28 protein-coding genes are annotated in these 24,525 nt (G+C 50.0%); 11 read left to right on the top strand and 17 right to left on the bottom strand.

The genetic code is table 11. The features are described from left to right. Nucleotides 1–34: 34 nt before the first annotated feature. From csgG to csgD, 4 genes are read right to left on the bottom strand one after another with little or no spacing between them, the layout of a single operon-like run. Complete coding sequence (gene csgG / locus M2374_RS02440) at nucleotides 35–868, bottom strand: curli production assembly/transport protein CsgG (protein WP_096757595.1); 834 nt, start codon at nucleotides 866–868, stop codon at nucleotides 35–37. A gap of 25 nt (nucleotides 869–893) precedes the next feature. Beyond that, nucleotides 894–1,307, bottom strand: coding sequence for a curli production assembly/transport protein CsgF (gene csgF / locus M2374_RS02445; protein ID WP_096757594.1), 414 nt, complete (start codon nucleotides 1,305–1,307; stop codon nucleotides 894–896). 25 nt (nucleotides 1,308–1,332) lie between these two features. Beyond that, nucleotides 1,333–1,725, bottom strand: coding sequence for a curli production assembly/transport protein CsgE (csgE, locus tag M2374_RS02450; protein WP_115258887.1), 393 nt, complete (start codon nucleotides 1,723–1,725; stop codon nucleotides 1,333–1,335). Nucleotides 1,726–1,729: 4 nt separating this feature from the next. Beyond that, nucleotides 1,730–2,380, bottom strand: coding sequence for a biofilm master transcriptional regulator CsgD (csgD, locus tag M2374_RS02455; RefSeq protein WP_115258886.1), 651 nt, complete (start codon nucleotides 2,378–2,380; stop codon nucleotides 1,730–1,732). Between the two features lie 763 nt (nucleotides 2,381–3,143). Here csgD and csgB point away from each other — a divergent pair. The 6 genes from csgB (at nucleotide 3,144) to M2374_RS02485 (ending at nucleotide 7,025) form a co-directional block, all read left to right on the top strand. Beyond that, on the top strand, nucleotides 3,144–3,599 hold the full coding sequence (gene csgB / locus M2374_RS02460; RefSeq protein WP_096757591.1) for a curli minor subunit CsgB: 456 nt from the start codon (nucleotides 3,144–3,146) through the stop codon (nucleotides 3,597–3,599). Nucleotides 3,600–3,639: 40 nt separating this feature from the next. After that, a complete protein-coding gene (gene csgA / locus M2374_RS02465) occupies nucleotides 3,640–4,095 on the top strand; it encodes a curli major subunit CsgA (protein WP_115258884.1) in 456 nt (151 codons plus the stop codon). Between the two features lie 60 nt (nucleotides 4,096–4,155). Further along, nucleotides 4,156–4,488: a curli assembly chaperone CsgC gene (gene csgC, locus M2374_RS02470; protein ID WP_096757589.1), complete on the top strand. Its 333-nt coding sequence runs from the start codon at nucleotides 4,156–4,158 to the stop codon at nucleotides 4,486–4,488. Nucleotides 4,489–4,638: 150 nt separating this feature from the next. Continuing rightward, nucleotides 4,639–4,959, top strand: coding sequence for a type 1 fimbrial protein (locus M2374_RS02475; RefSeq protein WP_115258883.1), 321 nt, complete (start codon nucleotides 4,639–4,641; stop codon nucleotides 4,957–4,959). Between the two features lie 100 nt (nucleotides 4,960–5,059). Next, nucleotides 5,060–5,602, top strand: a complete 543-nt coding sequence (ymdB, locus tag M2374_RS02480) for an O-acetyl-ADP-ribose deacetylase (protein ID WP_181631000.1) — start codon at nucleotides 5,060–5,062, stop codon at nucleotides 5,600–5,602. Then, a complete protein-coding gene (locus tag M2374_RS02485; RefSeq protein WP_404979166.1) occupies nucleotides 5,538–7,025 on the top strand; it encodes a phospholipase D family protein in 1,488 nt (495 codons plus the stop codon). Before ymdB ends, M2374_RS02485 begins: the two co-directional genes overlap by 65 nt. A gap of 15 nt (nucleotides 7,026–7,040) precedes the next feature. Here M2374_RS02485 and mdoC read toward each other — a convergent pair whose 3' ends face one another. Continuing rightward, the gene (mdoC, locus tag M2374_RS02490) at nucleotides 7,041–8,201 is read right to left on the bottom strand and encodes a glucans biosynthesis protein MdoC (RefSeq protein ID WP_115258880.1); all 1,161 of its coding nucleotides are present in this window, start codon (nucleotides 8,199–8,201) and stop codon (nucleotides 7,041–7,043) included. 271 nt (nucleotides 8,202–8,472) lie between these two features. On the opposite strand from mdoC, the gene mdoG reads away from it, so the two are divergent. The 3 genes from mdoG to M2374_RS02505 all read left to right on the top strand — a co-directional run bounded on the left by mdoG (nucleotide 8,473) and on the right by M2374_RS02505 (nucleotide 12,835). Next, the gene (gene mdoG / locus M2374_RS02495) at nucleotides 8,473–10,008 is read left to right on the top strand and encodes a glucans biosynthesis protein MdoG (RefSeq protein ID WP_096759435.1); all 1,536 of its coding nucleotides are present in this window, start codon (nucleotides 8,473–8,475) and stop codon (nucleotides 10,006–10,008) included. Then, entirely contained in the window at nucleotides 10,001–12,529 is a 2,529-nt protein-coding gene (gene mdoH / locus M2374_RS02500) for a glucans biosynthesis glucosyltransferase MdoH (protein ID WP_181688282.1), read from the top strand. The genes mdoG and mdoH overlap by 8 nt, the downstream gene beginning before the upstream one ends. Before the next feature lie 66 nt (nucleotides 12,530–12,595). Beyond that, complete coding sequence (locus tag M2374_RS02505) at nucleotides 12,596–12,835, top strand: YceK/YidQ family lipoprotein (RefSeq protein WP_217439126.1); 240 nt, start codon at nucleotides 12,596–12,598, stop codon at nucleotides 12,833–12,835. Here the strand turns inward: M2374_RS02505 and M2374_RS02510 are convergent, their stop codons facing one another. The 3 genes from M2374_RS02510 to M2374_RS02520 form a co-directional block, all read right to left on the bottom strand. Further along, nucleotides 12,836–13,210, bottom strand: a complete 375-nt coding sequence (locus tag M2374_RS02510; RefSeq protein WP_096757583.1) for a MysB family protein — start codon at nucleotides 13,208–13,210, stop codon at nucleotides 12,836–12,838. It lies immediately after the preceding gene. Between the two features lie 81 nt (nucleotides 13,211–13,291). Then, nucleotides 13,292–14,512: a multidrug efflux MFS transporter MdtG gene (mdtG, locus tag M2374_RS02515; RefSeq protein ID WP_096757582.1), complete on the bottom strand. Its 1,221-nt coding sequence runs from the start codon at nucleotides 14,510–14,512 to the stop codon at nucleotides 13,292–13,294. Nucleotides 14,513–14,664: 152 nt separating this feature from the next. Then, the gene (locus M2374_RS02520) at nucleotides 14,665–15,585 is read right to left on the bottom strand and encodes a Kdo(2)-lipid IV(A) acyltransferase (RefSeq protein WP_117341757.1); all 921 of its coding nucleotides are present in this window, start codon (nucleotides 15,583–15,585) and stop codon (nucleotides 14,665–14,667) included. A 221-nt stretch (nucleotides 15,586–15,806) separates the two neighbouring features. Here M2374_RS02520 and M2374_RS02525 point away from each other — a divergent pair, with 221 nt between their 5' ends. Continuing rightward, nucleotides 15,807–16,859, top strand: a complete 1,053-nt coding sequence (locus M2374_RS02525; protein ID WP_137362093.1) for a rhodanese-related sulfurtransferase — start codon at nucleotides 15,807–15,809, stop codon at nucleotides 16,857–16,859. A gap of 59 nt (nucleotides 16,860–16,918) precedes the next feature. Here the strand turns inward: M2374_RS02525 and M2374_RS02530 are convergent, their stop codons facing one another. The 9 genes from M2374_RS02530 to mdtH form a co-directional block, all read right to left on the bottom strand. Further along, nucleotides 16,919–17,494 carry a YceI family protein gene (locus tag M2374_RS02530; RefSeq protein ID WP_181688281.1) on the bottom strand — a complete coding sequence of 192 codons (576 nt, stop codon included), beginning with the start codon at nucleotides 17,492–17,494 and terminating at the stop codon, nucleotides 16,919–16,921. A 1-nt stretch (nucleotide 17,495) separates the two neighbouring features. After that, nucleotides 17,496–18,062 (bottom strand): cytochrome b, encoded by a 567-nt coding sequence (locus M2374_RS02535; RefSeq protein WP_181688280.1) that lies wholly within the window; start codon nucleotides 18,060–18,062, stop codon nucleotides 17,496–17,498. 262 nt (nucleotides 18,063–18,324) lie between these two features. Beyond that, the gene (locus M2374_RS02540; protein ID WP_096757577.1) at nucleotides 18,325–18,438 is read right to left on the bottom strand and encodes a YceO family protein; all 114 of its coding nucleotides are present in this window, start codon (nucleotides 18,436–18,438) and stop codon (nucleotides 18,325–18,327) included. A 50-nt stretch (nucleotides 18,439–18,488) separates the two neighbouring features. Next, nucleotides 18,489–19,607: an N-methyl-L-tryptophan oxidase gene (gene solA / locus M2374_RS02545; RefSeq protein ID WP_117341761.1), complete on the bottom strand. Its 1,119-nt coding sequence runs from the start codon at nucleotides 19,605–19,607 to the stop codon at nucleotides 18,489–18,491. Between the two features lie 114 nt (nucleotides 19,608–19,721). After that, nucleotides 19,722–19,976, bottom strand: coding sequence for a biofilm formation regulator BssS (gene bssS / locus M2374_RS02550; protein WP_096757575.1), 255 nt, complete (start codon nucleotides 19,974–19,976; stop codon nucleotides 19,722–19,724). 341 nt (nucleotides 19,977–20,317) lie between these two features. After that, on the bottom strand, nucleotides 20,318–20,563 hold the full coding sequence (gene dinI, locus M2374_RS02555) for a DNA damage-inducible protein I (protein WP_115258874.1): 246 nt from the start codon (nucleotides 20,561–20,563) through the stop codon (nucleotides 20,318–20,320). A gap of 74 nt (nucleotides 20,564–20,637) precedes the next feature. Next, complete coding sequence (pyrC, locus tag M2374_RS02560; protein WP_096757572.1) at nucleotides 20,638–21,684, bottom strand: dihydroorotase; 1,047 nt, start codon at nucleotides 21,682–21,684, stop codon at nucleotides 20,638–20,640. A 105-nt stretch (nucleotides 21,685–21,789) separates the two neighbouring features. Continuing rightward, the gene (locus M2374_RS02565) at nucleotides 21,790–22,350 is read right to left on the bottom strand and encodes a lipoprotein (protein ID WP_096757571.1); all 561 of its coding nucleotides are present in this window, start codon (nucleotides 22,348–22,350) and stop codon (nucleotides 21,790–21,792) included. A 115-nt stretch (nucleotides 22,351–22,465) separates the two neighbouring features. Then, complete coding sequence (gene mdtH, locus M2374_RS02570; protein ID WP_117341763.1) at nucleotides 22,466–23,674, bottom strand: multidrug efflux MFS transporter MdtH; 1,209 nt, start codon at nucleotides 23,672–23,674, stop codon at nucleotides 22,466–22,468. 258 nt (nucleotides 23,675–23,932) lie between these two features. On the opposite strand from mdtH, the gene rimJ reads away from it, so the two are divergent. Next, nucleotides 23,933–24,517 carry a ribosomal protein S5-alanine N-acetyltransferase gene (gene rimJ / locus M2374_RS02575; RefSeq protein WP_115258871.1) on the top strand — a complete coding sequence of 195 codons (585 nt, stop codon included), beginning with the start codon at nucleotides 23,933–23,935 and terminating at the stop codon, nucleotides 24,515–24,517. Nucleotides 24,518–24,525: the final 8 nt, after the last annotated feature.

A 24,525-nucleotide genomic window follows, 5' to 3' on the forward strand; every position in this document is an offset into this window, starting at 1 on the left:
CCTCACGCTTGTCGTTGTCTTTTCATATTCAGTATCAGGATTCCGGCGGTACCGACAAATGACGGTATTTAACCAGAATATCGTTATCGACCTGTTTCTTATCCTGCAAGTCCCATAATCCGCGATCAATCCCGTCGTTAATCAGGAAAATAACCCCAGTTTCAATGGCTGACATCAGGCACAGCATAACGGGTTCGTTAGAGGTATAACCGATTTCACCTTCCAGCAGACGTTGGTAATCAATGAAGCGGAATACCCCAGCCTGGACTTCATAGGAGAGAATGGTTTTGCTGGTGTTCACCGAAGAAAGGATTTCACCCGTGCTGACGTTGACCACACGCAGGTTGACCGCAATCTGATCAAGTTGGTATTGCGTGTCTGCGCCAATACCGAAATAACGCGCGCCAACCCCACCAGACTTAACGTTGCTTTCATAACCGATGATAGACCCTTCCACCATTACGTTTGCGGCGGTCAGTGACTGAAGCGGAATACGGTTATTTACAGCAACGGTACCGTTTTCTTGCGCAGCACGAATAATTTTTCGTTCGTTAAGCAAGTTCTGTAATCCCTGACGCTCCAGCGGTACAAACCAGCGAGAATCCTTCAATGCGGTGACCAGCATCGCCGTGGCACTTTGCGGGACAGCCGTTGAGAAGTTACTTGCCGGGTAAGGCTTAAATTGACCCGTTTCATCTTGAATGTTGTAAACCGAGACAAAAATCTTGCCCGTAGGCATTGGCAGGTGCGTCAAGTCTTTATAGCTTTGGGCACGCGGCATTAATGTCGGTTTAGCGGCTTCTTGTGGCGGAGCTGTTAAGCATCCGCTGAGTAAGAATATTGCAACCAAAATAAGTAAGCGCTGCATGATTTTTTCCTTTCGTAGCTATAGCTTAGAAATCGGCTGACTGTGTTTGTAAACCCGACACTTCTATCGTCGATGTTTTGCCCGTTTTCCTGTCTGTGACATTGAGTTGCAGCTGTCCATCTCGGTTGGCGATATCAATGATAAAATCATTGGTTACCATCCTGCCCGGCTTACCGGTATTAATATTGGTAAGCAGACCGCCGAGAATTTGTGACTGGATGGCCTGGGTAAAGTTGTCCAGGGCCGATGGGGTTTCAAAACCGAAATCGTCACCACTTGGATCTTTATACGAGTTTTGCGCCTGCGCACTGTTCAGCAAAAAAGCGCCGTTATTTGGGTTGCCACCAAAGTTTGGATTGCGGAACTGGAACGTCATGTTTCCGGCCCAACTTAATGGTGAAATTAGCATGAGCAAAACCACTGCATGTTTGACACGCATGAAAGCCTCCGGACAAAATCATGTTTTAGAATTCATCACGCGCTAAATCGCTTGTGCTTAATAGTGTTTGATCTATTTGCCGACGATTTAATGCATCTTCTGTTTCAGCCAGAGCGAAGACGACTATTTTGTCGAAGTCTCTTTTCGTCGGGAATAAAAAAGTCTGGAAGATAACGTCCTGATTGATCGTTATGGTGATCCAACTTCCCCAACGTGCACTGGGCCTTTCATTGATGGTTAAGTTTCCTGTGTACTCACTTTCCCACTTGTCGCTAAACGCACGATAAAAATCATGGCCGATTGAAGAGACAGTGTGGTCGGTTAACAGTCCGGGAACCTCCACTTCTACAGCGGCGTGTAGATTCCCGGCAGCAAGGAATAAATTTGCTGCCACAATCCAGTTCAAATAGCGTTTCATGGCATTATCGCCTGAGGTTATCATTGGCCCACGAGACCGCCTGCGTACGGTTCTTCACAGCTATCTTTTTGAAAAGATTATAAAGATGCGTTTTTACCGTATTTTCACTGATAAACAGTGAGCGTGCGATTTCAATATTTGAGGCGCCGATACGCAGTTTATTAAGGATCTCTTTTTCACGATGTGTGAGTAGTGCTGACTCTGTACTGTTATAACGATAGTTTCCAGAATGTGTGATCAGGTAGCTGGCGAGCTTTTGCGAGAAGTAGCATTCACCGCGTAAAACGCCTTGTAACCCGGCCACCACACGCTGTTCATCTTCTGCTACGTAAAATACACCATTGATATGCGGCCAGTTTTCAATATCCCGGTACGGATAATCATCGGGTGTATTCAACAATAACGTCTTTATACTGTTGTTTTTTCTACTTAAGTTATCTTGCCAGTAATGGATCAGCTTTTTATCTGCCTCCATCATATCCAGTAAAACAATGCAGCTGGAGGAAATATCGTCCAGAGAACGTTGAATATTATGCAGTTTTCCGGTGAGCGCCAGCGATTGCTTTAAATGTTGTAATAATGCAGTTGCCTGCAGGGACGGTTTAGTGATCAACAATAATGTATGACCATGAATACTATGGACTTCATTAAACATGATGAAACTCCACTTTTATAGTCGCACACCTGACAGCTGCCTCTACTAAAATAGAGACACCAGAAGTACTGACAGATGCTGCACTGCTGTGTAGAAATAAAATATCGACCCAAAGGGGTAAAAATATTAAAACAAATGGACTTCAACTGATTTCAATCTAGCTATTACAAATCTTAAAGCAAGTGTTAAACTTGTTACATAATGTAAATTTATATATTAAAATGTGATTTTAAGGTTTTTATTGAGTTTAGATTTGATAGGAAAGTTGTACACTTTACTGTTATTGCATAGATTTAAAAAATCATACAAATTATATTAATCGCATGATAAATAAGAAGTTTATTTATAGTTCTTTCGTTTGAGCTTTCTAATGAATTCTGAAGTTTTTGTCTCACTTTACGTTGAGTAATTTTCGACAGAAAAAAATGATGTTTGTCACGACTTGCGCCAAGGCCTATCACCACCTCGCGCTGCGAGGGCCTGAAGTCGCTGAAAATTGGTTTTTTATGCTTCTGCATAGAAATGCACATCTCACGCTAAAGCCAAAATAAAATGTATACAGATAACAGCGTTATTGGCTGTTAATTAGTACTTTGGGGTGAATCTGAATATAAAAATACCACTCGCGGGTGAGTTATTTAAAATGTTTCAACGGACATACTCTTCATCGTAACGTGGCATTAACAAGTTTAAGTCATGTTAACAACAAAACTTGAGTGGTAAATAATTCAACTTCATGTACGACCAGGTCCAGGGTGACAACATGAAAAACAAGTTGTTATTTATGATGTTTACAATGCTGGGTGTGCCTGGAATTGTGTCCGCAACAAGTTATGACATGGCTAATGCAGAATATAACTTTGCGGTAAATGAATTAAGTAAGTCTTCATTTAATCAGGCAGCCATTATTGGTCAAGTAGGCACTGGGAACAGTGCCAATACACGCCAGTCGGGCTCGAAGCTATTGTCGGTCATTTCGCAGGATGGTTCAAGTAACCGAGCGAAAATAGATCAGGCAGGATCATATAATCTTGCATATATAGATCAGGCGGGTAGTTCCAATGATGCGAGTATAAAACAAGGTTCTTACGGTAATACGGCCGTTATTATCCAGAAAGGTTCGGGTAATAAAGCAAATATTACCCAGTACGGTACACAAAAAACAGCAGTTGTGGTGCAGAGACAGTCGCAAATGGCCATTCGCGTGACTCAACGCTAATCCATGAACGACTTTTAAATCAATCCGATGGGGGTTTACCATGAAACTTTTAAAAGTGGCAGCATTCGCAGCAATCGTAGTTTCTGGCAGTGCTCTGGCTGGTGTTGTTCCGCAATGGGGCGGCAACGGCAATCACCATGGTGGTGGTAATAATTTTGGTCCAGAATCATCAATGAGTATTTACCAGTATGGTTCTGGCAACATTGCGAATGCGCTGCAAAGTGATGCACGTAAATCCGATGTGACCATCACCCAGCATGGGCGTGGTAACGGGGCAACCGTCGGACAAGGTGCTGATGACAGTACCATTAGTCTGAAACAGTCAGGCTTCAGCAACAGCGCTGACATCAATCAGTGGAATGCTAAACGTGCGGACATTAACGTGACCCAATACGGTGGTCGCAACGGTGCGGTGGTTAATCAGACTGCGTCTGACTCCAACGTTCTGGTTCGTCAGGTTGGTTTTGGCAACAACGTCACGGCTAACCAACATTAATTCAGTCTGCTGACTGAGAATAAACAGGGCGAAAGCCCTGTTTTTTTTCGGGAGAATAGTATGCATACGCTATTACTTATTGCCGCGCTGTCAAATCAAATCACCTTTAATACAACCCAGCAAGGCGAAATGTACACCATTATTCCTCAGGTAACGTTAACGCAACCCTGTGAATGTCAGGTACAAGTCTTCGCGATACGTGAAGGGAAGGGGGGGCAAAGCCAAACGCAGCAGAAAACAAGCCTTTCGGTCCCTGCTAATCGGCCGATTGATTTAACTAAGCTGAGCTTTAATATTTCCGCTGAGGACTCAGTAAAAATTATTGTCACCGTTTCGGATGGGCAATCGCTGCATCTCTCACAACAATGGACAGACTCATCCGGTCATTCTTGAGGGACTGAAGTATTTGCAGGTCGGGTGTGGCTGGGAGCGCATTGCTGTTCTATGAATATAGAAACGTGAAGATGTTTTTATCGGGTCGTTAATCGCAGCGGTGAAGGATCATACCGATCCCTCAAGAGGACTAATCATTGAGGAACCTTTATGTGTACTTTAGCGAACAGAATTCTGAGTATTGGCATTGGTGTTTTTTCTCTTTTTACAGTATCCGTAAGTGCTCAACAAATCTCAGCGGGTGGGATTATTCATTTTCGCGGTGAAATAGTGGAACCGCCTTGTGAAGTTAGCACCCAGCAACAACAGATAGAAATGTCATGTATACGCGACGGCAAGATGCAAAGTAGCCGTTTTAATGCGCAACAGGTCACTCTGGTGCCGCAGAATGTTAAGCAAATTGCGAGCGCTAACATGCACTACCTCAATGAGCAGAAAACCCTCGCTATTCTTAACATTGAATATAAATAAGTCGTTCTGGCGTAGATATGCAGCCGTTTCGTTAAAAAGTGAGATTTCCTGGAAAACCCTGCTGTACACTGAAGAGAAGGTGTTTCGTCAGGGGAAGTTTATGCAATCGCGTGTTCATGTGGTACAGGGCGACATTACGACGATGGCTGTTGATGTGATCGTCAATGCTGCCAATTCGTCCCTATTGGGAGGCGGTGGTGTGGATGGGGCAATTCATCGCGCTGCCGGACCGGCATTGTTGGAGGCCTGCAAACAGGTTATCCAACAGCAGGGAGAATGTCCAACGGGTCATGCGGTCATCACTCTGGCAGGCAATCTTCCTGCGAAAGCGGTTATTCATACCGTGGGGCCTGTGTGGCAGGGGGGCGATCATCATGAAGCTGAACGTCTCGAAGAGGCCTATTTGAACACGCTGCAACTGGCCTTAGCCAATGGCTATCAATCCATTGCTTTTCCGGCGATTAGCACGGGAGTGTATGGTTATCCGCGCGCAGCAGCAGCGGAAATCGCCGTCAACACGGTGTTGAGGTTCACGACCCGCCGGGCGCTACCTGAGCATATTTACTTCGTGTGTTTTGATGACGAAACGGCCCAACTTTATAACAGATTACTCCCCCAGCAAGGCGATGATAACCCAGCCTGATATGACGCGGCTCGAGCGTGCAATTACTCCGCTTTGCGCCAGCCATCCTGAACAATGCGGCATCCTTGCGCTGGATGACAGTCTGGATGCGTATGCCGCTCGCTATCGACTCACTGAAATGGCGGAACGCTCCCTGGATGTGCAGTATTACATCTGGGAGAACGACATGTCCGGGCTGCTATTGTTTTCGGTACTGCTGGCCGCAGCGAAACGTGGCGTGCAGGTCCGTTTGTTGCTGGACGACAACAACACGCCGGGTCTGGATGATACGCTGCAATTACTGGATAACCACCCGAATATCGAAGTCCGCCTGTTTAATCCTTTCTCTTTTCGCATCTTGCGTGCGGTGGGCTATTTAACCGATTTCGCCCGACTTAACCGTCGTATGCATAATAAAAGTTATACCGCCGACGGGGTGGTCACGTTGGTTGGCGGGCGCAATATCGGTGACGCCTATTTTGGCGCAGGCGAACAGCCGCTATTTTCTGATTTGGATGTAATGGCCGTAGGGCCGGTGGTGGCCGAGGTTGCGGATGATTTTGAACGTTACTGGCAGTGTCAGTCCGTTTCAACACTCAAAAAAGTGCTCTCACTGTCAGAGCCTGAACCTACCCAGCGTATTGACCTGCCGGAGTCCTGGTATAACGATGATATAACTCGCCGTTACCTGAATAAGCTGGAAACCAGCCAGTTCATGGCCAGCCTCGATCGGGGGGCGTTGCCGCTGATTTGGGCCAAAACACGTCTGCTCAGCGACGACCCGCTAAAAGGTGAGGGGAAGGCTCCGCGCCATTCGCTATTACCTCAGCGCTTGTTCGATATTATGGGCTCACCTACCGAGCGTATTGATATTATTTCCGCCTATTTTGTGCCTACACGGGCGGGCGTGGCCCAACTGCTGCGTTTGGTGAGAAAAGGGGTCAAAATTGCCATTCTAACCAATTCGCTGGCGGCGAATGATGTGGCAATTGTTCATGCCGGCTACGCGCGCTGGCGAAAAAAACTGCTGCGCTATGGTGTGGAATTATATGAGCTTAAACCGACACGCGATCGCGCCACGGCTGTACACGATCGCGGATTAACCGGTAATTCGGGCTCGAGTTTGCACGCTAAAACTTTCAGTATTGACGGGCGTAAGGTGTTTATCGGCTCGCTTAATTTTGATCCGCGCTCCACATTGCTCAACACGGAAATGGGATTTGTGATTGAAAGCGAAAGCCTGGCTGCACTGATTCATAACCGTTTTATGCAGAGTCAGCATGATGTTGCCTGGCAATTGCGTCTCGATCGCTGGGGACGGATTAACTGGATTGACCGCCAGCAGGGTCATGAGCAGGTGCTGAAAAAAGAACCCGCCACCGGATTCTGGAAGCGGGTATTGGTGAAGCTGGCCTCGATATTACCGATTGAATGGTTGCTCTGAACGACGTAACCCAAGCTAACCAGTGACGGCCTTGTTTTTGTCCTGCTTAACCGGCGGTTTTCCTGAAAACAAAAACTTCAGTACCGGGATCCGGAGATGAATTTCGTACAGTATCACCGCGATCCCGACCACAAACAGCAGTCCACAGAGAAAGCCCAGCAGATTGGATGAGATGTGCGGTGTGATATAGGCGCCGAAAAACAGCGTTAACGGATGATGCACCAGATAAATAAACAGCGATGCATTGACAAAATAGGTTACGCGCGCTGACTGAAAATTCAATAAACGATAGCCGAGCGAAAAGACCACGTTAACCATCAACAGCCCCAGAACCATGGTTACCACGTATTCAGTTTCATACATCCAGGCGTCGCCGTTGCCGTAACGTTGGTTGAGTAGGTACGCCACAAAGGCCGCTCCTGCACCGAGAGTGCAACCACGCGAGGGGGTGGTGAACAGCGCCTTCAGATTGGGATTAATGAATGCCAGCGCGCCGAGCATAAAGAAAGGCACATAAAACAGCGTTTGCATGACGACAAAATTAAACATGCCGTCGCTGAGGATCGAAGGGTAGAGAATAAAAATGGTTCGTCTGACGACGGCGTAGCCCACACCAAGCAAGGCAAAAATTAGCGTTAACTTTACCATTGACGCTGGGGCAGGGGGCGTTCCCTGCTGGCTTTCCTGACGCTTCTTAATTTGGGTAAATACCCACATGCTCACGGTCGTTAACACCACAAGGACCAGCAAAAACCACAGATGAGAAATGAGCTCCCAGGCAAGGGCGTTATATTTATCGTACCCGCTGAGCGTGTGCCAACTCTCTGCTTTCCCTTTTACATATTGCAGCATGATAAATTGCGGCAGTGTGAGCAAGGGAATCGCGGTCAACATCGGGATCCCCACGCGCTCAACACGCACTTTCCACCAGCGTTTTAATGGATAGCGTAAAAACAACATGTAGGAAAAATAACCCGAAATAACAAAAAACACCTGCATGCGAAACGCATGGATGAAGTCGTTAAACAAGGTTAGCCACCACGACGGTTCAGCACTGTTCACGTGCCAGGTGTGTGTGGAATAGATCAATGAGATATGGAATGGGATCCCCAACAACATCAGCCAGGCGCGGATGGAGTCAAGAAAATATTCACGCGGAGGGGATACAGAGCTCATAAACAGTTACGTATTCTCAGACTTTTCGTCTTATCCCTAAGACGAATAATGGTTACATTCGAGGGCAACCCTACACGAAGTCCAACAACCTGTCTCCAGGATAAGCACGCAAAGTGAAAACAGGCAGATGAACCTGATTAAACCATGAGCCAGCGCGCGAACAATACAGGGATTCAGTTGTCGGAATACCCGATTATCCATTAAAATGGATCGGATCAATATAAGCACACAAAGGGGGAAGTGCTTACTAATTATGAAACATAAACTACAAATGATGAAAATGCGTTGGTTGGGTGCAGCAGTCATGTTAACGCTGTACACATCTTCGAGCTGGGCATTCAGTATTGATGATGTGGCAAAGCAAGCTCAATCCTTAGCCGATAAAGGCTATGAGGCGCCTAAAAGTAACTTGCCCTCCGTTTTCCGCGACATGAAGTATGCGGATTATCAGCAGATCCAGTTCAATCACGATAAAGCCTACTGGAGCAATCTCAAGACCCCATTTAAGCTCGAGTTCTACCACCAGGGTATGTACTTCGACACGCCGGTCAAGATCAACGAAGTTACCGCCACAGCGGTAAAGAGAATCAAATACAACCCGGATTATTTTAATTTCGGCGATGTTCAGCATGATAAAGACACGGTAAAAGATCTCGGTTTCGCCGGGTTCAAGGTGCTGTACCCGATCAACAGCAAAGATAAAAACGATGAAATCGTCAGCATGCTCGGTGCCAGCTATTTCCGCGTCCTGGGAGCCGGTCAGGTTTATGGCCTGTCTGCACGCGGCCTCGCTATTGATACCGCACTGCCTTCCGGTGAAGAATTTCCCCGTTTTCGCGAGTTTTGGATCGAACGTCCAAAACCGACTGACAAACGTTTAACCATCTATGCATTGCTGGACTCCCCACGCGCCACTGGGGCCTATCGTTTTGTGATTATGCCAGGCCGTGACACGGTGGTGGACGTTCAGTCCAAAGTTTACCTGCGCGACAAAGTAGGCAAACTGGGCGTTGCGCCGCTGACCAGTATGTTCCTGTTCGGGCCGAACCAACCGTCTCCGGCGACCAACTATCGTCCGGAGCTGCATGACTCTAACGGTTTGTCTATCCATGCTGGCAACGGCGAGTGGATTTGGCGTCCGCTGAATAACCCGAAACATCTCGCGGTGAGCAGTTTTGCGATGGAAAACCCGCAGGGATTTGGTCTGCTGCAACGTGGTCGCCAGTTCTCGCGTTTTGAAGATATCGACGACCGCTACGACCTGCGTCCGAGTGCCTGGGTAACGCCGAAAGGTGACTGGGGCAAGGGGAAACTTGAGTTAGTTGAAATCCCAACCAACGATGAAACCAACGACAACATCGTCGCTTACTGGACGCCGGACCAACTGCCTGAAGCAGGCAAAGAGATGAACTTCAAGTACACACTGACCTTTACCCGCGATGAAGACAAACTTCATGCGCCGGATAATGCCTGGGTACAGCAGACGCGTCGTTCTACCGGTGATGTCAAACAATCGAACCTCATTCGTCAGCCTGACGGCACGATTGCATTTATCGTGGATTTTGCCGGCGCAGATATGAAAAAACTGCCGCAGGATACCCCAGTCACCGCGCAGACCAGCATTGGTGATAACGGTGAAATCGTTGAGAGTACGGTGCGTTATAACCCGGTCACTAAGGGTTGGCGTCTGATGCTGCGCGTGAAAGTGAAAGATGCGAAGAAAACCACTGAAATGCGTGCTGCGTTGGTCAATGCCGATCAGCCGTTGAGTGAAACCTGGAGCTACCAGTTACCTGCCAATGAATAAGACAACTGAGTATATTGACGCAATGCCGCTTTCGGATATCAAGAAAGCGGCACTGCCGAAAACTGACATCCGCGCCGTTCATCAGGCGCTGGATGCTGAGCATCGTACTTACTCGCGCGAAGACGATTCACCACAGGGGTCTGTTAAAGCTCGCCTTGAGCAAGCCTGGCCGGATTCTCTGGCCAAAGAGCAGTTAATTAAAGACGATGAAGGACGCGACCAGCTGCAGGCTATGCCGAAGGCTACGCGTACATCTATGTTTCCCGATCCCTGGCGTACCAACCCGGTAGGCCGTTTTTGGGATCGTCTGCGTGGACGCGATGTTACGCCGCGTTATCTTTCTCGTTTGACGAAAGAAGAACAAGAAAGTGAACAGAAATGGCGTACCGTCGGGACGATTCGCCGCTATACGCTGCTTATCTTAACGCTGGCGCAAACGGTCGTTGCGACCTGGTATATGAAGACCATTCTTCCGTACCAGGGCTGGGCGTTCATTAATCCGGCAGACATGATGGGGCAGGACCTGTGGGTCTCCTTTATGCAATTGCTGCCCTATGTGCTCCAGACCGGTATCCTGATTCTGTTTGCGGTATTGTTCTGCTGGGTATCGGCAGGGTTCTGGACCGCGCTGATGGGGTTCTTGCAACTGCTGATTGGCCGCGATAAGTACAGTATTTCCGCGTCAACGGTGGGGGATGAAGCATTAAACCCTGAGCACCGCACCGCGTTGATCATGCCTATCTGTAACGAGGACGTTGACCGCGTATTCGCGGGGCTGCGCGCCACGTGGGAATCGGTGAAAGCCACGGGTAATGCTGCGCATTTCGATGTCTACATCCTGAGCGACAGCTACAACCCTGATATCTGCGTGGCGGAACAAAAAGCCTGGATGGAGCTGATCGCTGAAGTGCAGGGCGAAGGACAGATTTTCTACCGCCGTCGTCGTCGTCGTGTGAAGCGTAAAAGCGGCAACATTGATGACTTCTGCCGTCGCTGGGGGAATCAGTACAGCTACATGGTCGTCCTGGACGCGGACTCGGTAATGAGCGGCGATTGCCTGACCGGCCTGGTGCGTCTGATGGAAGCGAACCCGAATGCCGGTATTATTCAGTCGTCGCCAAAAGCGTCCGGTATGGACACGCTGTATGCACGCTGCCAGCAGTTTGCTACGCGCGTGTATGGGCCGCTGTTTACCGCCGGGCTTCACTTCTGGCAGCTCGGGGAGTCGCACTACTGGGGTCACAACGCGATTATTCGCGTGAAGCCGTTTATTGAGCATTGTGCGCTCGCACCGCTACCGGGTGAAGGCTCGTTTGCGGGTTCGATCCTCTCCCATGACTTCGTGGAAGCGGCGTTAATGCGTCGTGCAGGCTGGGGGGTGTGGATTGCCTACGATCTGCCGGGTTCTTATGAAGAGCTGCCGCCAAACCTGCTTGATGAACTGAAGCGTGACCGTCGTTGGTGTCACGGCAACCTGATGAACTTCCGTCTGTTCCTGGTCAAAGGGATGCATCCGGTTCACCGTGCGGTGTTCCTGACGGGCGTGATGTCTTATCTGTCTGCCCCGCTGTGGTTTATGTTCCTCGCGCTTTCAACCGCATTGCAGGTGGTGCATGCGCTGACGGAGCCGCAATACTTCCTGCAGCCGCGTCAGTTGTTCCCGGTGTGGCCGCAGTGGCGTCCTGAGCTGGCGATTGCGCTGTTTGCCTCAACCATGGTGCTGCTGTTCCTGCCGAAGCTGCTGAGTATTTTGCTCATCTGGTGCAAAGGGACGAAAGAGTACGGCGGTTTTGTCCGCGTGACGCTGTCGCTGCTGTTGGAGGTGCTGTTCTCCGTGCTGCTGGCGCCGGTGCGTATGCTGTTCCATACCGTCTTCGTGGTCAGTGCTTTCCTCGGTTGGGAAGTCGTCTGGAACTCGCCGCAGCGTGATGATGACTCCACTCCGTGGGGTGAAGCGTTTATGCGTCACGGCTCCCAGCTGCTGCTGGGTCTGGTCTGGGCGGTCGGTATGGCCTGGCTGGATCTGCGCTTCCTGTTCTGGCTGGCACCGATTGTCTTCTCCCTGATCCTGTCGCCGTTTGTGTCGGTGATTTCCAGCCGTTCAACGATAGGGTTACGTACCAAGCGCTGGAAGCTGTTCCTGATCCCGGAGGAGTATTCTCCTCCGCAGGTGCTGGTGGATACGGATAACTACCTGGTAATGAATCGCAATCGCTCGCTGGATGACGGCTTTATGCACGCGGTGTTTAACCCGTCATTTAACGCACTGGCTACGGCGATGGCGACCGCGCGTCACCGCGCCAGTAACGTGCTGGAGATTGCCCGTGACCGTCATGTCGAGCAGGCGCTGAACGATACACCTGAGAAACTGAATCGCGATCGCCGCCTTGTGCTGTTGAGCGATCCGGTGACCATGGCGCGTTTACATTATCGCGTCTGGAACTCGCCGGATAAGTATTCGTCGTGGGTTAATTATTATCAGGGGATAACCCTGAACCCGCTGGCACTCAGGAAGAAATAGAACGCCTGAAATGTGAAAATACCGGCCTGGTGCCGGTATTTTTTTATGCGGATGACAATGTTGTTAATGAGGGTTCAGGTGCGAATACTTGCGGTTGGAATCATGGTCATCTTGCTGAGCGGGTGCGGCAGTATTATTAGCCGCACGATCCCGGGGCAAGGTCACGGAAATCAATACTATCCCGGCGTGCAGTGGGATGTCCGGGATTCAGCATGGCGCTATGTCACCCTGATCGATCTGCCTTTTTCACTGGTGTTTGATACGCTGCTGTTGCCCCTTGACATCCATCATGGTCCCTACGAGTAATTACCGCTCATCCCATTCGTCGGCTGCTGTCTGACCTTCCTCGGTATCCAGAGGTGGTTCAAGCTGGAATTCGCCTTCATCCCACTCGTGGAGGGTATTTTCCTCCAGCCACTCCTGGCGAATTTCAATCTCATCATAATCGCCATCAAAGACGCTTTGTGCCGCTTCACCGCTCAGCATCGGCAGACATTCGCCTTCCTCATCTTCGTCGGCGAAAAACTCAGCCTGCCACATGATGTCACCATCCTGTAGCACATACTTTTGTACGTTCAACTGCTGAACACTGGCGTCGTCCGCATCTAGGTCGGGGTTATCAGCCAGAAACTCTTCACGGGCAGCATCAATGGCTTCTTCCAGCGTGGCATACATGGTCATCAGCGTCTCCCTTTGATTTAATGAGGTATTCAGGGAAATAATAGTTGATTCTCCGCTAGTGCAAGTATGAATGCACAAAAATCATTGCGTGCGCTGGGTTTCGCGACGTCGGCGCAGGCTGTTCCAGGAGTAGAGCGCGTTAAATAAGACCACTCCCGCGGTCACGCAGAAGACCGCGCGAAAACCATAGTTGGCTGAAATAGCTGCGCCCATCAGTGGCCCCGTCACGTTGCCAATATCACGAAATGACTGGTTGTAGCTGAAAATACGCCCGGCTATTTGGTTGGTTGAGTTATAGACCAGCAGCGTTTGTACGGCAGGGAGCAGTGCGCCGTCGGCGGCTCCCAGCAAAAAGCGCAGGACGCCGAGCTGCCAGGGCGTCTGGACGAATGACATGGGGATGAGCAGCAATACGGAAATGACCAGGGCGACAATCAGGATCTTCTCCGGGCCTATGCGGTCGCCTAATTTGCCCAGCCTTGGCGCGCTGAGTAAAGCGGCCACGCCGGGAACGGAAGCGATCATGCCGCTGATAAAAGCGATATTGCCGACGTTACCCGCCAGTTCCCGCACATACAGTGTCAAGATAGGTGCGATGGATCCGGTTGCGACCTGAATGATCAGTGTGGTGACGAACAGACTCAGTACCAGCTTTGGATTTTTTAAGGATCCGACGACCTCCCGAATGTGCAACATCTCTTTTTTGCTGACCGGTTGAAAATGCTCACGAATAAAAAATAACGTCAGCATAAAACAGAGCAGCAGCACGCTGGCGGTAATAAAGAAAACGGGGCGCAACCCGTATTGGTCGGCAAGCAAGCCTCCCGCCAGCGGGCCCAGCAGTGCGCCACTGACGCCGCCGGTTGAAAGTGTTCCCAGCGCCCAGCCGCTTTTATTGCGCGGCACCTGGGTGGCGATCAGCGCATTCGCATTGGGAATGAACCCACCAAGCAGTCCCAGCAGCGCACGCAGGATCAAAAACTGCCAGATATTTTGCGCCAGCCCCATTAGCAGCATCACGACAGCCATCCCCAGCGCTGAGCGCAGGAGCATGATTTTCCTGCCTTTGCGATCTGCAAGGCCGCCCCAGAAAGGTGAAGCGATAGCTGAAAAAAGAAACGTAATGCTGAACACCAGACCCGACCACATGTTCAGGGCACCGTGTCCCGTCACGCCGAGGCTTTCGACATACAAGGGTAAGAAAGGCATCACTAGGCTAAATGCTGCACCGGTTAAAAAGCAACCGAGCCAGGCAACCGTGAGATTACGCTTCCAGTTGATGGAGACATCTGAGGGTGACATAGCGATCCGCAGTGTGGCGCGCTGTTTGCGCTATCGTGTAAAAATAAGTAAGCAGACTAATTATGCGCCTGGTTGATAGTCGCTGCAATGCGCAGAGCAGTAAAACCTAAACGGAGGGGGAGATGTTGCAGCCCGCGGGCTGCAACAAAGGGTCAGTACAAGGAAGGTGCGCCTTCAGGGCGTGTTTTGAACCGGCGATGTAGCCACATATATTGCTCCGGCGCCATCATGATGCATTTCTCAATAATTTTGTTCATCCACGCGGCGGTGGTTTCAGCATCGTCCAGCGGCGGCGAACATTCCGGCGGCAGCATAATCAACTGATACCCTTTGCCGTCAGGTTTACGACGAGGGACAAACGGCACCAGACACGCATTGGACATCCGCGACAGCATCCATGTCCCAGAGGTGGTTGCAGCCTGCTCTACAGCAAACAGCGGCACAAAGACGCTGGAGCGTGGGCCGTAGTCGTGATCCGGGGCATACCAGACCACTTCACCTTTCTTCAGAGCCTTGACCATCCCTTTTAGATCTTTACGATCGAGCATTGATTTATTGGAGCGCATACGCCCCCAGGTTTGCAGCCAGTCGAGCAGCGGATTGTCGTTGGGGCGATACACCCCGATACCGGGTTCCTGTAAACCAAACTGACGCGCGCCTAATTCAAGCGTCAGAAAGTGCAGACCCACTAACAGGATCCCACGCTGCTGTGCCTGAACATCACGAATATGCTCCATGCCGATTACTTCGGTCCAGCGCGTAATACGACGGTCGGACCAAAACCAGGCCATGCCAGTTTCCACTACGCCCATGCCGACGGACTCAAAGTTTTTTACCACCATCTGCTGACGCTCTTGTTCGCTCATCTGTGGGAAGCACAGCTCCAGATTACGCGAAACAATCTTTGCCCGGCGTCTCATCACATGTAACGCCAGCCGACCTAATGTACAGCCCAGCTTATAGAGGAACGGATAGGGTAACTGCACGATCAACCAAAGGATGCCAATACCTAGCCAGGTTAACCAATAACGTGGATGCAAAAGTGCAGCCGAGAACTTGGGTAAATTCGTCATGTCTATCCTGTCATTAAACGACCAATGCCCTGTATTGTCGCATTTTTTCGCGCGTATCAAAAATTTGTGACGAGAGAATGGCTGGTTTTTCGTCAATTGTTGTGACGCTTTTATCATGAAGTATGAAATGTAGCGTAAAATGTGTGGATGTAAATTGGCGATGTTTGCTTTATGATGCCGGCCGATTTTCATCTTTTTACTGACTGCAGGAAACGTACACCATGCCAGTGTTACACAACCGCATTTCGAATGACGCGCTCAAAGCTAAAATGTTGGCGGAATCTGAGCCGCGCACTACGATTTCATTTTATAAATATTTCAACCTCGTTAATCCTCAGGATACGCGTGATGCACTGTACCAACTGTTCACCGAGCTGAACGTTTTCGGGCGCGTATATCTGGCGCACGAAGGCATTAACGCACAAATCAGCGTGCCGCAAAGCAAGGTCGAGGCATTCCGTCAGCAGCTGTACGCGTTTGATCCTGCATTTGCCGGGCTGCGACTTAACATTGCGCTGGACGATGACGGAAAATCGTTCTGGGTACTGCGCATGAAAGTCCGTGAACGTATTGTGGCAGATGGCATCGATGATCCTGCTTTTGATGCCAGCAACGTTGGTGATTACCTGAAGGCGGCAGAAGTAAACGCCATGCTTGACGATCCTGACGCGGTGTTTATCGATATGCGCAACCACTATGAGTATGAGGTGGGGCACTTCGAGAACGCCATGGAGATCCCGGCAGATACGTTCCGCGATCAGTTGCCGAAAGCCGTTGAAATGATGCAGGAACATAAAGATAAAAAAATCGTAATGTACTGCACGGGCGGTATTCGCTGTGAGAAGGCCAGCGCCTGGATGAAATACAACGGGTTCAGTAAAGTCTGGCACATTGAGGGCGGCATTATTGAATATGCCCGTAAAGCTCGAGAACAGGGACTTCCGGTACGCTTCATCGGTAAAAACTTTGTTTTTGATGAACGGATGGGGGAGCGGATCTCCGAAGATGTTATCGCACATTGTCACCAGTGTGGTGTGGCGTGCGACAGTCATACCAACTGCAAAAATGACGGCTGCCATCTTCTGTTTATCCAGTGCCCGGCCTGCGCCGAGAAGTACAAAGGGTGCTGCAGCGATCTGTGTTGTGAAGAGAGTACGTTGCCTGAAGAGGAACAACGTCGCCGTCGCGCAGGTCGTGAGAATGGCAATAAAATTTTTAATAAGTCCCGTGGCCGTCTGAATACTAAACTGGGTATTCCGGACCCTGCGCAATAAAATGATGCCGGATGAGGGCTACAGCCTCATCCGGCTTCCATTTTGGCAGCATTGAGATGCTATTTCTGCTGAACACCTTCTACCGAGATGATTAAGTCTACTTCCTGTGAAGCAGGCCCCAGGTCGGTGGTGATGTTAAAGTCCTTCAGCTTAATCTTCCCTTGTGCTTCAAAGCCTGCACGGGTGCCACCCCATGGATCGCCACCCTGACCAATAAGCTTCGCGTCCAGCATGACCGGTTTGGTGACGCCATTCAGCGTCAGATCCCCGGTAATATCCAGGTCGTTACCCGCTTTCTTCACGCTGGTGGAGGTGAAGGTCGCCTGCGGGAATTTGGCGACGTTAAGGAAATCTGCGCTGCGAAGATGCTTGTCACGCTCGGCATGATTAGTGTCAACGCTGTTGGTGTTAATGGTGACGTTCACTTTATCGGCGGCTGGATTTTTTTCATCGAAGGTAAACGATCCGTCGAAGTCTTTAAAGGTGCCGTACAGCCAGCTGTATCCCAGATGCTGAATACGAAAATTAACAAAGGCATGTTGTCCTTCTTTGTCGATTTTGTAATCTGCCGCGATGGCCGAACCGGTGGTAAACAGTAAAGATGCGAGAGTCAGTCCCAGCAGGTTTTTTTTCATTTTAAGCTCCATAGTCAGATGACGATTTTCCCAACATGCGATTAAGGGTATCGTCGTTGTCGATAAAGTGGTGTTTCAGGGCCATCAGCCCATGTAAAAGAGAGAGGACCACAACGCTCCAGGCAAGCCACAGGTGCAGGCTTCCGGCGAGATCGGCCTGCGCCCCGGCGTTGGCGAGCGTGGCGGGGATCTCAAACCAGCCAAAGACGCTGATGGGTTTGCCGTCTGCGGTCGAAATTAAATACCCACTGATGGCAATGGAGAACAGCAGCAGATATAAACTGAGGTGGCCCAGGGCCGCAGCCAGACGAGTTAAGCGAGAATAGCTTTTCAATGCCGCAGGAGGAGGAGAGAACAGCCGCCAGACCACGCGAATCACCAGCCCCATCATCAGCAATACGCCGATGCTTTTATGCAGTTCAGGTGCCTGGTGGTACCAGCCATCGTAATAGCTGAGTGTGACCATCCATAAACCCAACGCAAACATGCCATACACGGCAAGCGCGACCAGCCAGTGTAAAACGGCTGACACCACACCATAGCGCTGTGGACTATTATTGAATTGCATAAATACACCGATAGATATTTCAGAAGTGAATGAAAATGGCCTGTAAAAGACATTAATGCAACTAATAAATAACAATAGTGATGATATTTATTCTTAATTCAATAAATTTGATGTGATGATGAGTTGATCATCAGGTGTTTAGAGAAAGATGGGCGGGTAGAGCCTGATGTGAGGTACTTTGTAGGGTTTCTGATTATTCAATTAATCACAATAAAAATTAAAGAAATCTCAATTGCTGTCAATTATTGTCAGCAGGCTAAGATCAGAAAAACATAATATATATTACATCCATGATTGCCAGCAGAGACCATAAAATAATGTAGAGCATAAAATGCTCGCGTATATTATTCACCAGATAGTCAACGATGCGGCGCATCACTATTATTCCTTCAATAAAATGGCCCCAGTGGCGAGGCCATATCATGGTTATAGTTTAAAACGGCTCAGTTTGAACGGTGCCAGGTCGAAGGCCGACGGCTTGTCCTGGGCAAAATCAGCCGCAATCTCCCCCAGTACCGAGGCAAACTTAAAGCCGTGACCGCTTAGCCCGGTAATAATAAGCGTATTATCATGTCCGGGTAGCGTATCAATAATAAAGTCTTCATCCGGAGAGTTATCGTAGGTGCACGACGCACCGTGCAGACAACATCCCACGCCGGGCAGAACAGAACGCAGGAACGGGAAAGCCTCTGAACCATCGCTGGCGACAGCGGCAAACGCTTTGCGCTCTTCGGCTGAGTGAATAACCTGCCCGCCGTTATGTTTACCAATCTTCAGTTCGTCGTTCTCGGCCGGGAAACCGTAATACTGATCGCCATTAGGCAATTCGCCGGTGAAGGCCGGGAAATTGTTTTTAACGCTGTAGCGCCCGTCAGCCTGATACCACGCGAACACTTTGCGCACTGGCTGTATCGGCAATTCCGGTACTAATGCCTGTACCCAGGTGCCGGCACTCACCAGCGCTTTTTTCGCGTGATAGTCGCCATCTGCGGTCTCAACCGTTACGCCATCATCATGATGGTGAATCGCGGTAACCGGGCATTTAAACAGCTGAGCGCAGCCTGCTTCCTCAGCCAGGCGAATCCAGGTCTTAATGGCCAACTCACTGCGCAGAAAACCTGAATCGGCCTCAAACAGGCCGATATAGTTTTCCGGGACACGAATTTCAGGCCAGCGGGCCATGATGGCAGCGGCATCCAACTGTTCAACGTTGAGCTGCCACTGTTTTGCGCTTTGCGCCACGTTAGATAAGAACGTGGAATCTGCCGGGCCGAGGTTGACAACGCCAGAACGGACAAACACAGGTTCTTCATTATGCTGGGCGAGTTCATCCCACAATGTCTGCGCACGCAGGACCAACGGAACGTATTTTTCACCTTCGCCATAGGCATGACGAATTAAGCGTGTATCGCCGTGATGGCTACCCTGTTGGTGCGGCGGCATATGTGCATCGATCATCAGTACATTCAGACCGGCGCGCGTGGCATAGTATCCGGCGGCGGCGCCTACGGAACCGCTGCCAATAATGATTAAGTCGTATTTCATCCGCTTCTCTCTGCAATCGCGATAGTAGCAGGGTAAATAACTGACCCGCATTATTCAACTATCAAATAAGAAAGGCACCGTTAAGGTGCCTTTTGAAGGTTGGGTGCATCAGATTTAATGACGCTGATACTCATTAGCGGGGAAATCACCTGATTCAATTTTGGCGATTCCGGCTTCTAATATTGAAATAAATTGCCTGGCAACATCAGTGGTTAACCAGAGCGTTTGACCAACTTCAGTCCCATTTGGGTCTGGACGATTCGGGGTCTGGTAGTGCAAACGCAGCATCAGCGCATCATAGCTATCAACGGTGCTGATGTCCCATCCTACAAGCGGATGAGTCTGAATGACTTCATTATTCTTTTCCATCATGCCCCCTAATTCGTGTTACTAGACAACGGTTTTCGAGGTTCAATGCGTTTTTTTCTGAAGCAAGTTCAGTATATCAATAAATAAGGGTATTCACTGAAAATTTAAAGAGGACAGGGCATAATTTTTTTGTTTTAAGTGTTATCTGAACGATAAACCGGCATGTCATTCATATTTTTTTAGCATGTTGTGCAGTTATTTTGTGGTTTTGACTAAAAGATAATCAGCATGTAAATAAACATTAACTGTTTTGTTGAGAGAGATTGCTCGAAATCTTTATGATACGGGAAAATAAAAAAAGCCGGGGCGACCCGGCAAAAAACATCACTGCATATCATTTTTTATTCATTAATGAACCAGTCATCCGCGCTTTCCCATGTTTCTTGCAGGATCTCGCTGATGCGTTCTTTGTCCTCTTTTGTCGCGCCAATGACCGACAGATTGTTTGTGCCGGCATAACGAACGGTGACGTTACCGTCGTTATTCGGAAAATGATGGTGAATACGACGGGAGAGTTCACCTGCCAACGCGTCAATGGCGCCAGCAGGCAAAGGTGAAGTTTTGGCAATAGTGACTTCAATACGCATAATAGCCCCCTGTTGAATATACTGGTTATTTATACAGTTAACTTCGCCAGTTGACAACAGGTTGCGACATTTTTTTAGCGTTTCACTGACCAGCGTACTGTTTCACCGCCGAGGAAAGGCACCAGCGTGTCTCCCTCCAGCGCGATACTTTCCGGTATCTGCTGCTCTTCTTTAACCAGTTCAATAAAGGTGTCGTTAACCGGCAGTCCGTAGAAGCGAGGACCGTTAAGCGAGCAGAAGGCCTCGAAATGGGCCAGGGCGTTCATCTCTTCGAAGACGGTGGCATAACTGGCGAGTGCGGTAGGGGCATTAAAACACCCCGCGCAGCCGCAGTTGGATTCTTTACGATGACGCGCATGCGGCGCCGAGTCAGTGCCGAGGAACGCCCGGCTGAAACCACTGGCGACCAGTTCGCGCAGCGCCTGCTGGTGGACGTTTCGCTTGAGAATAGGCAGGCAATACAGATGCGGACGAATGCCCCCGACCAGCATATGGTTGCGGTTAAACATCAAATGCTGCGGGGTAATGGTCGCTGCCAGCAGATCATTGCCGTCACGCACGTAGTCGGCGGCGTCTTTAGTGGTGATATGTTCAAACACCACTTTCAGCGCGGTCAGACGCGACCGCAATGGCTCCATCACCGTGTCAATAAAGCGTGCTTCGCGATCGAATATATCGATTTCCGCGTGCGTGACTTCACCGTGCACCAGCAAAGGCATGCCGAGTTTTTCCATCCGTTCCAGAACCGGCATGATGGCATCAATAGAGGTCACGCCGTGAGTAGAGTTGGTGGTGGCGTTAGCCGGGTAGAGTTTGGCGGCGGTGAAAACACCTTCGTTGAACCCGCGCTCCAGTTCGTTGGGATCCAGCGTGTCCGTCAGATAGCAGGTCATTAACGGGGTGAAATCGTGTCCGGCAGGTACGGCGTCCAAAATACGCTGACGGTAAGCGATGGCTGCGTCAACAGTAGTGACGGGCGGTGCCAGGTTCGGCATGACAATTGCGCGTCCATAAATTTCACTGGTGTAGGGCACGACAGTTTTCAACATGTCGCCATCGCGAAAGTGAAGATGCCAGTCGTCTGGGCGGCGGATCTTTAATACCTGGGATGGTGCAGTCATCAATATGCTCCGGCTGAGGATAGTCTTTTTTGCCGGAAACAAAGGATAAGCGGAAACGTTTTCGTTTGCACGAAAAAAAAGGGCGCTGATGCGCCCTTTGGTGTGTTAATCGGTGAACGGGATGATGATTTCACCCGGTTTTACTTCAATTCCTTTTGCCAGCTTTTTAGCCAGCGCTTCGCCTTCACTGCTGTCTTCACGCAGGACGTATGCCGGTTGCTGGTTGAAATAATTGCGCAGCGACTGGTTTAAATACGGCATCAGGGTTTGCAAAACCGACTGCATTTTTTCTGGCGTGACGGTCGCATCAACCACTTCCATCTCTTGCAGATAAATCGCGCCTTTTTCTTTATTGAACACCGGTAATGCTTTTAACTTCAGCTTCATTGTCGCTTTCTGGCTGCCAAATAGTGAGTTCATGTCCAGGTTGGCGTCGCCGGTTAGGGTCACTTTATTGGGTTCTTCACGACCGATCTGGCTGGTCAGATTGCTCAGCACGATGTGGGCTTCAGCAACGCCGGGCAAACCGATATCTTTCGAAAAATTATTATGCTTTGCCAGCGCCTGGTTAATTTCTTGCTCGCTTACCGTGTATTGTGTGAGTTGATTACAACCAACCAACAGGCCGCTGACAATGAGTGCAGCAGCAAAAAAAAACTTTTTCATGGGGTTCCTCAACATGATGCTTATGGCGTAATCGTGACACAAAGCAGCATCCAGTACCAGCGCCCCGGACACCAGCAGAAAAAACTGAAAAGGTGTCCGGGCTGAGGGTTACGCGTCAGGCATCAGGCTCCAGCATGCCACGCGTCGTGCGTTTGTGGCTGAACTGCCAGCCCAGCGCCAGGAAGGTGATAATGCCGATAACACCCAGCATCATCCACGGTAACTCGGGCTGCGACAGTGCCTTACCCATATCAAACAGCCAGCCGCCGCCGATGTAGCCTATGGCGCCGCCGATGGCGAGTCCCAGCCGACTAAAACCCATATAGCTCCCCCGGGCCCGTGCGCTCGCCAGCGAGGCACTGAGCGTTTCACGTGCTGGCTCAGCAATAATGGAGCCGATATAGAACGTGCAGATCAGAGTGAAGAGCTGCTGTAGGTTTCCGACCAACCCAATAGGCATCATGCTGACTGACATGATTAACAGACCGGCCATCAGGCGGTGTTCAAGGCGAAAACGTTTTTCGCTCCAGCGGGCAATCGGGTAGAGCAACGTTAACGAGAGGCACGCCTCGATGGCATACATCCATTTGACGGCCGCTGGGGATCCGGCAATGTCGTTAACCATAATCGGCAGCATCAGCATCACCTGGACTGCCAGCATGTAGTAACCTGCCAGCGTCAGCACGTAAGTGACAAATCGCTTGTCACGCATCACGTGGTTCATCCCTTCACGCACCGGAATTTTCACTGTCGATAGTTTCCACGCAGGAAGTAACCAGGCGTTAAAGGCGGCGCACAGGATGAAGATAATGGCCCCGGTGGCGCAGACCAGCCTGAAGTCATACTGTAACAGCCAGCTTCCCAGTAATGCCCCAATGACCGCCCCGGCGCTGTCCTGCATCATCAGGATGGAGAAGAAGCGCCCGCGCTTTTCCGGGCGGATCAGTTTGACCACCAGCGCCGAACGGGGGGGATCGAACAGCGTGCCGCCCAGCCCGGAGAGAAAACAGGAAAACCACAGAAGCCAGGGTTCATGGGCGATTCCCATCGTCGCAAACCCGGCGGCGCGCATCAGCATGCCGGTGACAATCATCGGTTTTGCGCCAAAACGGTCGGCAATGGCCCCGCCAAAAATTCCCAAACCCTGCTGAATAAATTGACGTAACCCGAGCGCGATGCCGACCATCACGGCGGCCCAACCCATTTGGTCGACGAAACGAATCGAGATCAGCGGGAAGACGACGAAGAAGCCTAGCACGACCAGCATATTATCGATAAGCAGGAAATATTTACCCAGGTTCCTCGCCTGCGAGACTTGCGACATTTCCCCTCCAGGGAAAAACTCGTCACTCTGTTTAGAGTTTTAACGGTAAGCCTGTCTATTCTGCGGGGTTGTCTGACCTTTTCCCACCCTCGGCGGGACAATATTTTTTTATCAAAAGTCGGTCTTGATAGAGAGTTTTCATCAAAATGTGTGAATAATTCAAGAAATGGTGTTTTGCTCTTTTCATCGGGCATATTTGTACAGGTATAGTATCGCGAATAGCGTATTGAAAACGGTGCGGGAAGGAGTAGGTATAGAATGTTTGGCTATCGCAGTAACGTGCCAAAAGTGCGCTTAACCACGGACCGCCTGGTCGTGCGTTTAGTGCATGAGCGTGATGCCTGGCGTCTGGCAGATTATTACGCAGAGAATCGTCATTTCTTAAAGCCCTGGGAGCCTATTCGCGATGAAAGCCACTGCTATCCCTCTGGCTGGCAGGCGCGTCTGAGTATGATCACCGAGTTTCATAAACAAGGCTCTGCCTATTACTTTGCGCTGCTCGACCCGGAAGAGAAAGAGATTATCGGTGTTGCAAATTTCTCCAACGTTGTGCGTGGATCGTTTCATGCCTGCTATCTCGGCTATTCCATTGCGCAAAAGTGGCAAGGGCAGGGATTGATGTACGAGGCATTGGTTGCAGCCATTCGCTATATGCAGCGTACGCAGCATATTCATCGCATTATGGCGAACTATATGCCACACAATAAACGTAGCGGCGATTTGCTGGCGCGGCTTGGATTTGAAAAAGAAGGTTATGCCAAAGACTATCTGCTGATAGATGGGCAGTGGCGCGATCATGTGCTGACGGCGTTAACAACATCAGAATGGACCCCCGGTCGCTAAGTTTCAGC

This window comes from Citrobacter sp. JUb117, assembly GCF_024809055.1.
Taxonomy (GTDB): domain Bacteria; phylum Pseudomonadota; class Gammaproteobacteria; order Enterobacterales; family Enterobacteriaceae; genus Citrobacter; species Citrobacter gillenii.

What these genes read in the sequence shown, in the direction of transcription:
- csgG (WP_096757595.1), bottom strand. Translation starts at nt 868, where the DNA reads ATGCAGCGCTTACTTATTTTGGTTGCAATATTCTTACTCAGCGGATGC.
- csgF (WP_096757594.1), bottom strand. Translation starts at nt 1,307, where the DNA reads ATGCGTGTCAAACATGCAGTGGTTTTGCTCATGCTAATTTCACCATTA.
- csgE (WP_115258887.1), bottom strand. Translation starts at nt 1,725, where the DNA reads ATGAAACGCTATTTGAACTGGATTGTGGCAGCAAATTTATTCCTTGCT.
- csgD (WP_115258886.1), bottom strand. Translation starts at nt 2,380, where the DNA reads ATGTTTAATGAAGTCCATAGTATTCATGGTCATACATTATTGTTGATC.
- csgB (WP_096757591.1), top strand. Translation starts at nt 3,144, where the DNA reads ATGAAAAACAAGTTGTTATTTATGATGTTTACAATGCTGGGTGTGCCT.
- csgA (WP_115258884.1), top strand. Translation starts at nt 3,640, where the DNA reads ATGAAACTTTTAAAAGTGGCAGCATTCGCAGCAATCGTAGTTTCTGGC.
- csgC (WP_096757589.1), top strand. Translation starts at nt 4,156, where the DNA reads ATGCATACGCTATTACTTATTGCCGCGCTGTCAAATCAAATCACCTTT.
- M2374_RS02475 (WP_115258883.1), top strand. Translation starts at nt 4,639, where the DNA reads ATGTGTACTTTAGCGAACAGAATTCTGAGTATTGGCATTGGTGTTTTT.
- ymdB (WP_181631000.1), top strand. Translation starts at nt 5,060, where the DNA reads ATGCAATCGCGTGTTCATGTGGTACAGGGCGACATTACGACGATGGCT.
- M2374_RS02485 (WP_404979166.1), top strand. Translation starts at nt 5,538, where the DNA reads ATGACGAAACGGCCCAACTTTATAACAGATTACTCCCCCAGCAAGGCG.
- mdoC (WP_115258880.1), bottom strand. Translation starts at nt 8,201, where the DNA reads ATGAGCTCTGTATCCCCTCCGCGTGAATATTTTCTTGACTCCATCCGC.
- mdoG (WP_096759435.1), top strand. Translation starts at nt 8,473, where the DNA reads ATGATGAAAATGCGTTGGTTGGGTGCAGCAGTCATGTTAACGCTGTAC.
- mdoH (WP_181688282.1), top strand. Translation starts at nt 10,001, where the DNA reads ATGAATAAGACAACTGAGTATATTGACGCAATGCCGCTTTCGGATATC.
- M2374_RS02505 (WP_217439126.1), top strand. Translation starts at nt 12,596, where the DNA reads ATGAGGGTTCAGGTGCGAATACTTGCGGTTGGAATCATGGTCATCTTG.
- M2374_RS02510 (WP_096757583.1), bottom strand. Translation starts at nt 13,210, where the DNA reads ATGACCATGTATGCCACGCTGGAAGAAGCCATTGATGCTGCCCGTGAA.
- mdtG (WP_096757582.1), bottom strand. Translation starts at nt 14,512, where the DNA reads ATGTCACCCTCAGATGTCTCCATCAACTGGAAGCGTAATCTCACGGTT.
- M2374_RS02520 (WP_117341757.1), bottom strand. Translation starts at nt 15,585, where the DNA reads ATGACGAATTTACCCAAGTTCTCGGCTGCACTTTTGCATCCACGTTAT.
- M2374_RS02525 (WP_137362093.1), top strand. Translation starts at nt 15,807, where the DNA reads ATGCCAGTGTTACACAACCGCATTTCGAATGACGCGCTCAAAGCTAAA.
- M2374_RS02530 (WP_181688281.1), bottom strand. Translation starts at nt 17,494, where the DNA reads ATGAAAAAAAACCTGCTGGGACTGACTCTCGCATCTTTACTGTTTACC.
- M2374_RS02535 (WP_181688280.1), bottom strand. Translation starts at nt 18,062, where the DNA reads ATGCAATTCAATAATAGTCCACAGCGCTATGGTGTGGTGTCAGCCGTT.
- M2374_RS02540 (WP_096757577.1), bottom strand. Translation starts at nt 18,438, where the DNA reads ATGCGCCGCATCGTTGACTATCTGGTGAATAATATACGCGAGCATTTT.
- solA (WP_117341761.1), bottom strand. Translation starts at nt 19,607, where the DNA reads ATGAAATACGACTTAATCATTATTGGCAGCGGTTCCGTAGGCGCCGCC.
- bssS (WP_096757575.1), bottom strand. Translation starts at nt 19,976, where the DNA reads ATGGAAAAGAATAATGAAGTCATTCAGACTCATCCGCTTGTAGGATGG.
- dinI (WP_115258874.1), bottom strand. Translation starts at nt 20,563, where the DNA reads ATGCGTATTGAAGTCACTATTGCCAAAACTTCACCTTTGCCTGCTGGC.
- pyrC (WP_096757572.1), bottom strand. Translation starts at nt 21,684, where the DNA reads ATGACTGCACCATCCCAGGTATTAAAGATCCGCCGCCCAGACGACTGG.
- M2374_RS02565 (WP_096757571.1), bottom strand. Translation starts at nt 22,350, where the DNA reads ATGAAAAAGTTTTTTTTTGCTGCTGCACTCATTGTCAGCGGCCTGTTG.
- mdtH (WP_117341763.1), bottom strand. Translation starts at nt 23,674, where the DNA reads ATGTCGCAAGTCTCGCAGGCGAGGAACCTGGGTAAATATTTCCTGCTT.
- rimJ (WP_115258871.1), top strand. Translation starts at nt 23,933, where the DNA reads ATGTTTGGCTATCGCAGTAACGTGCCAAAAGTGCGCTTAACCACGGAC.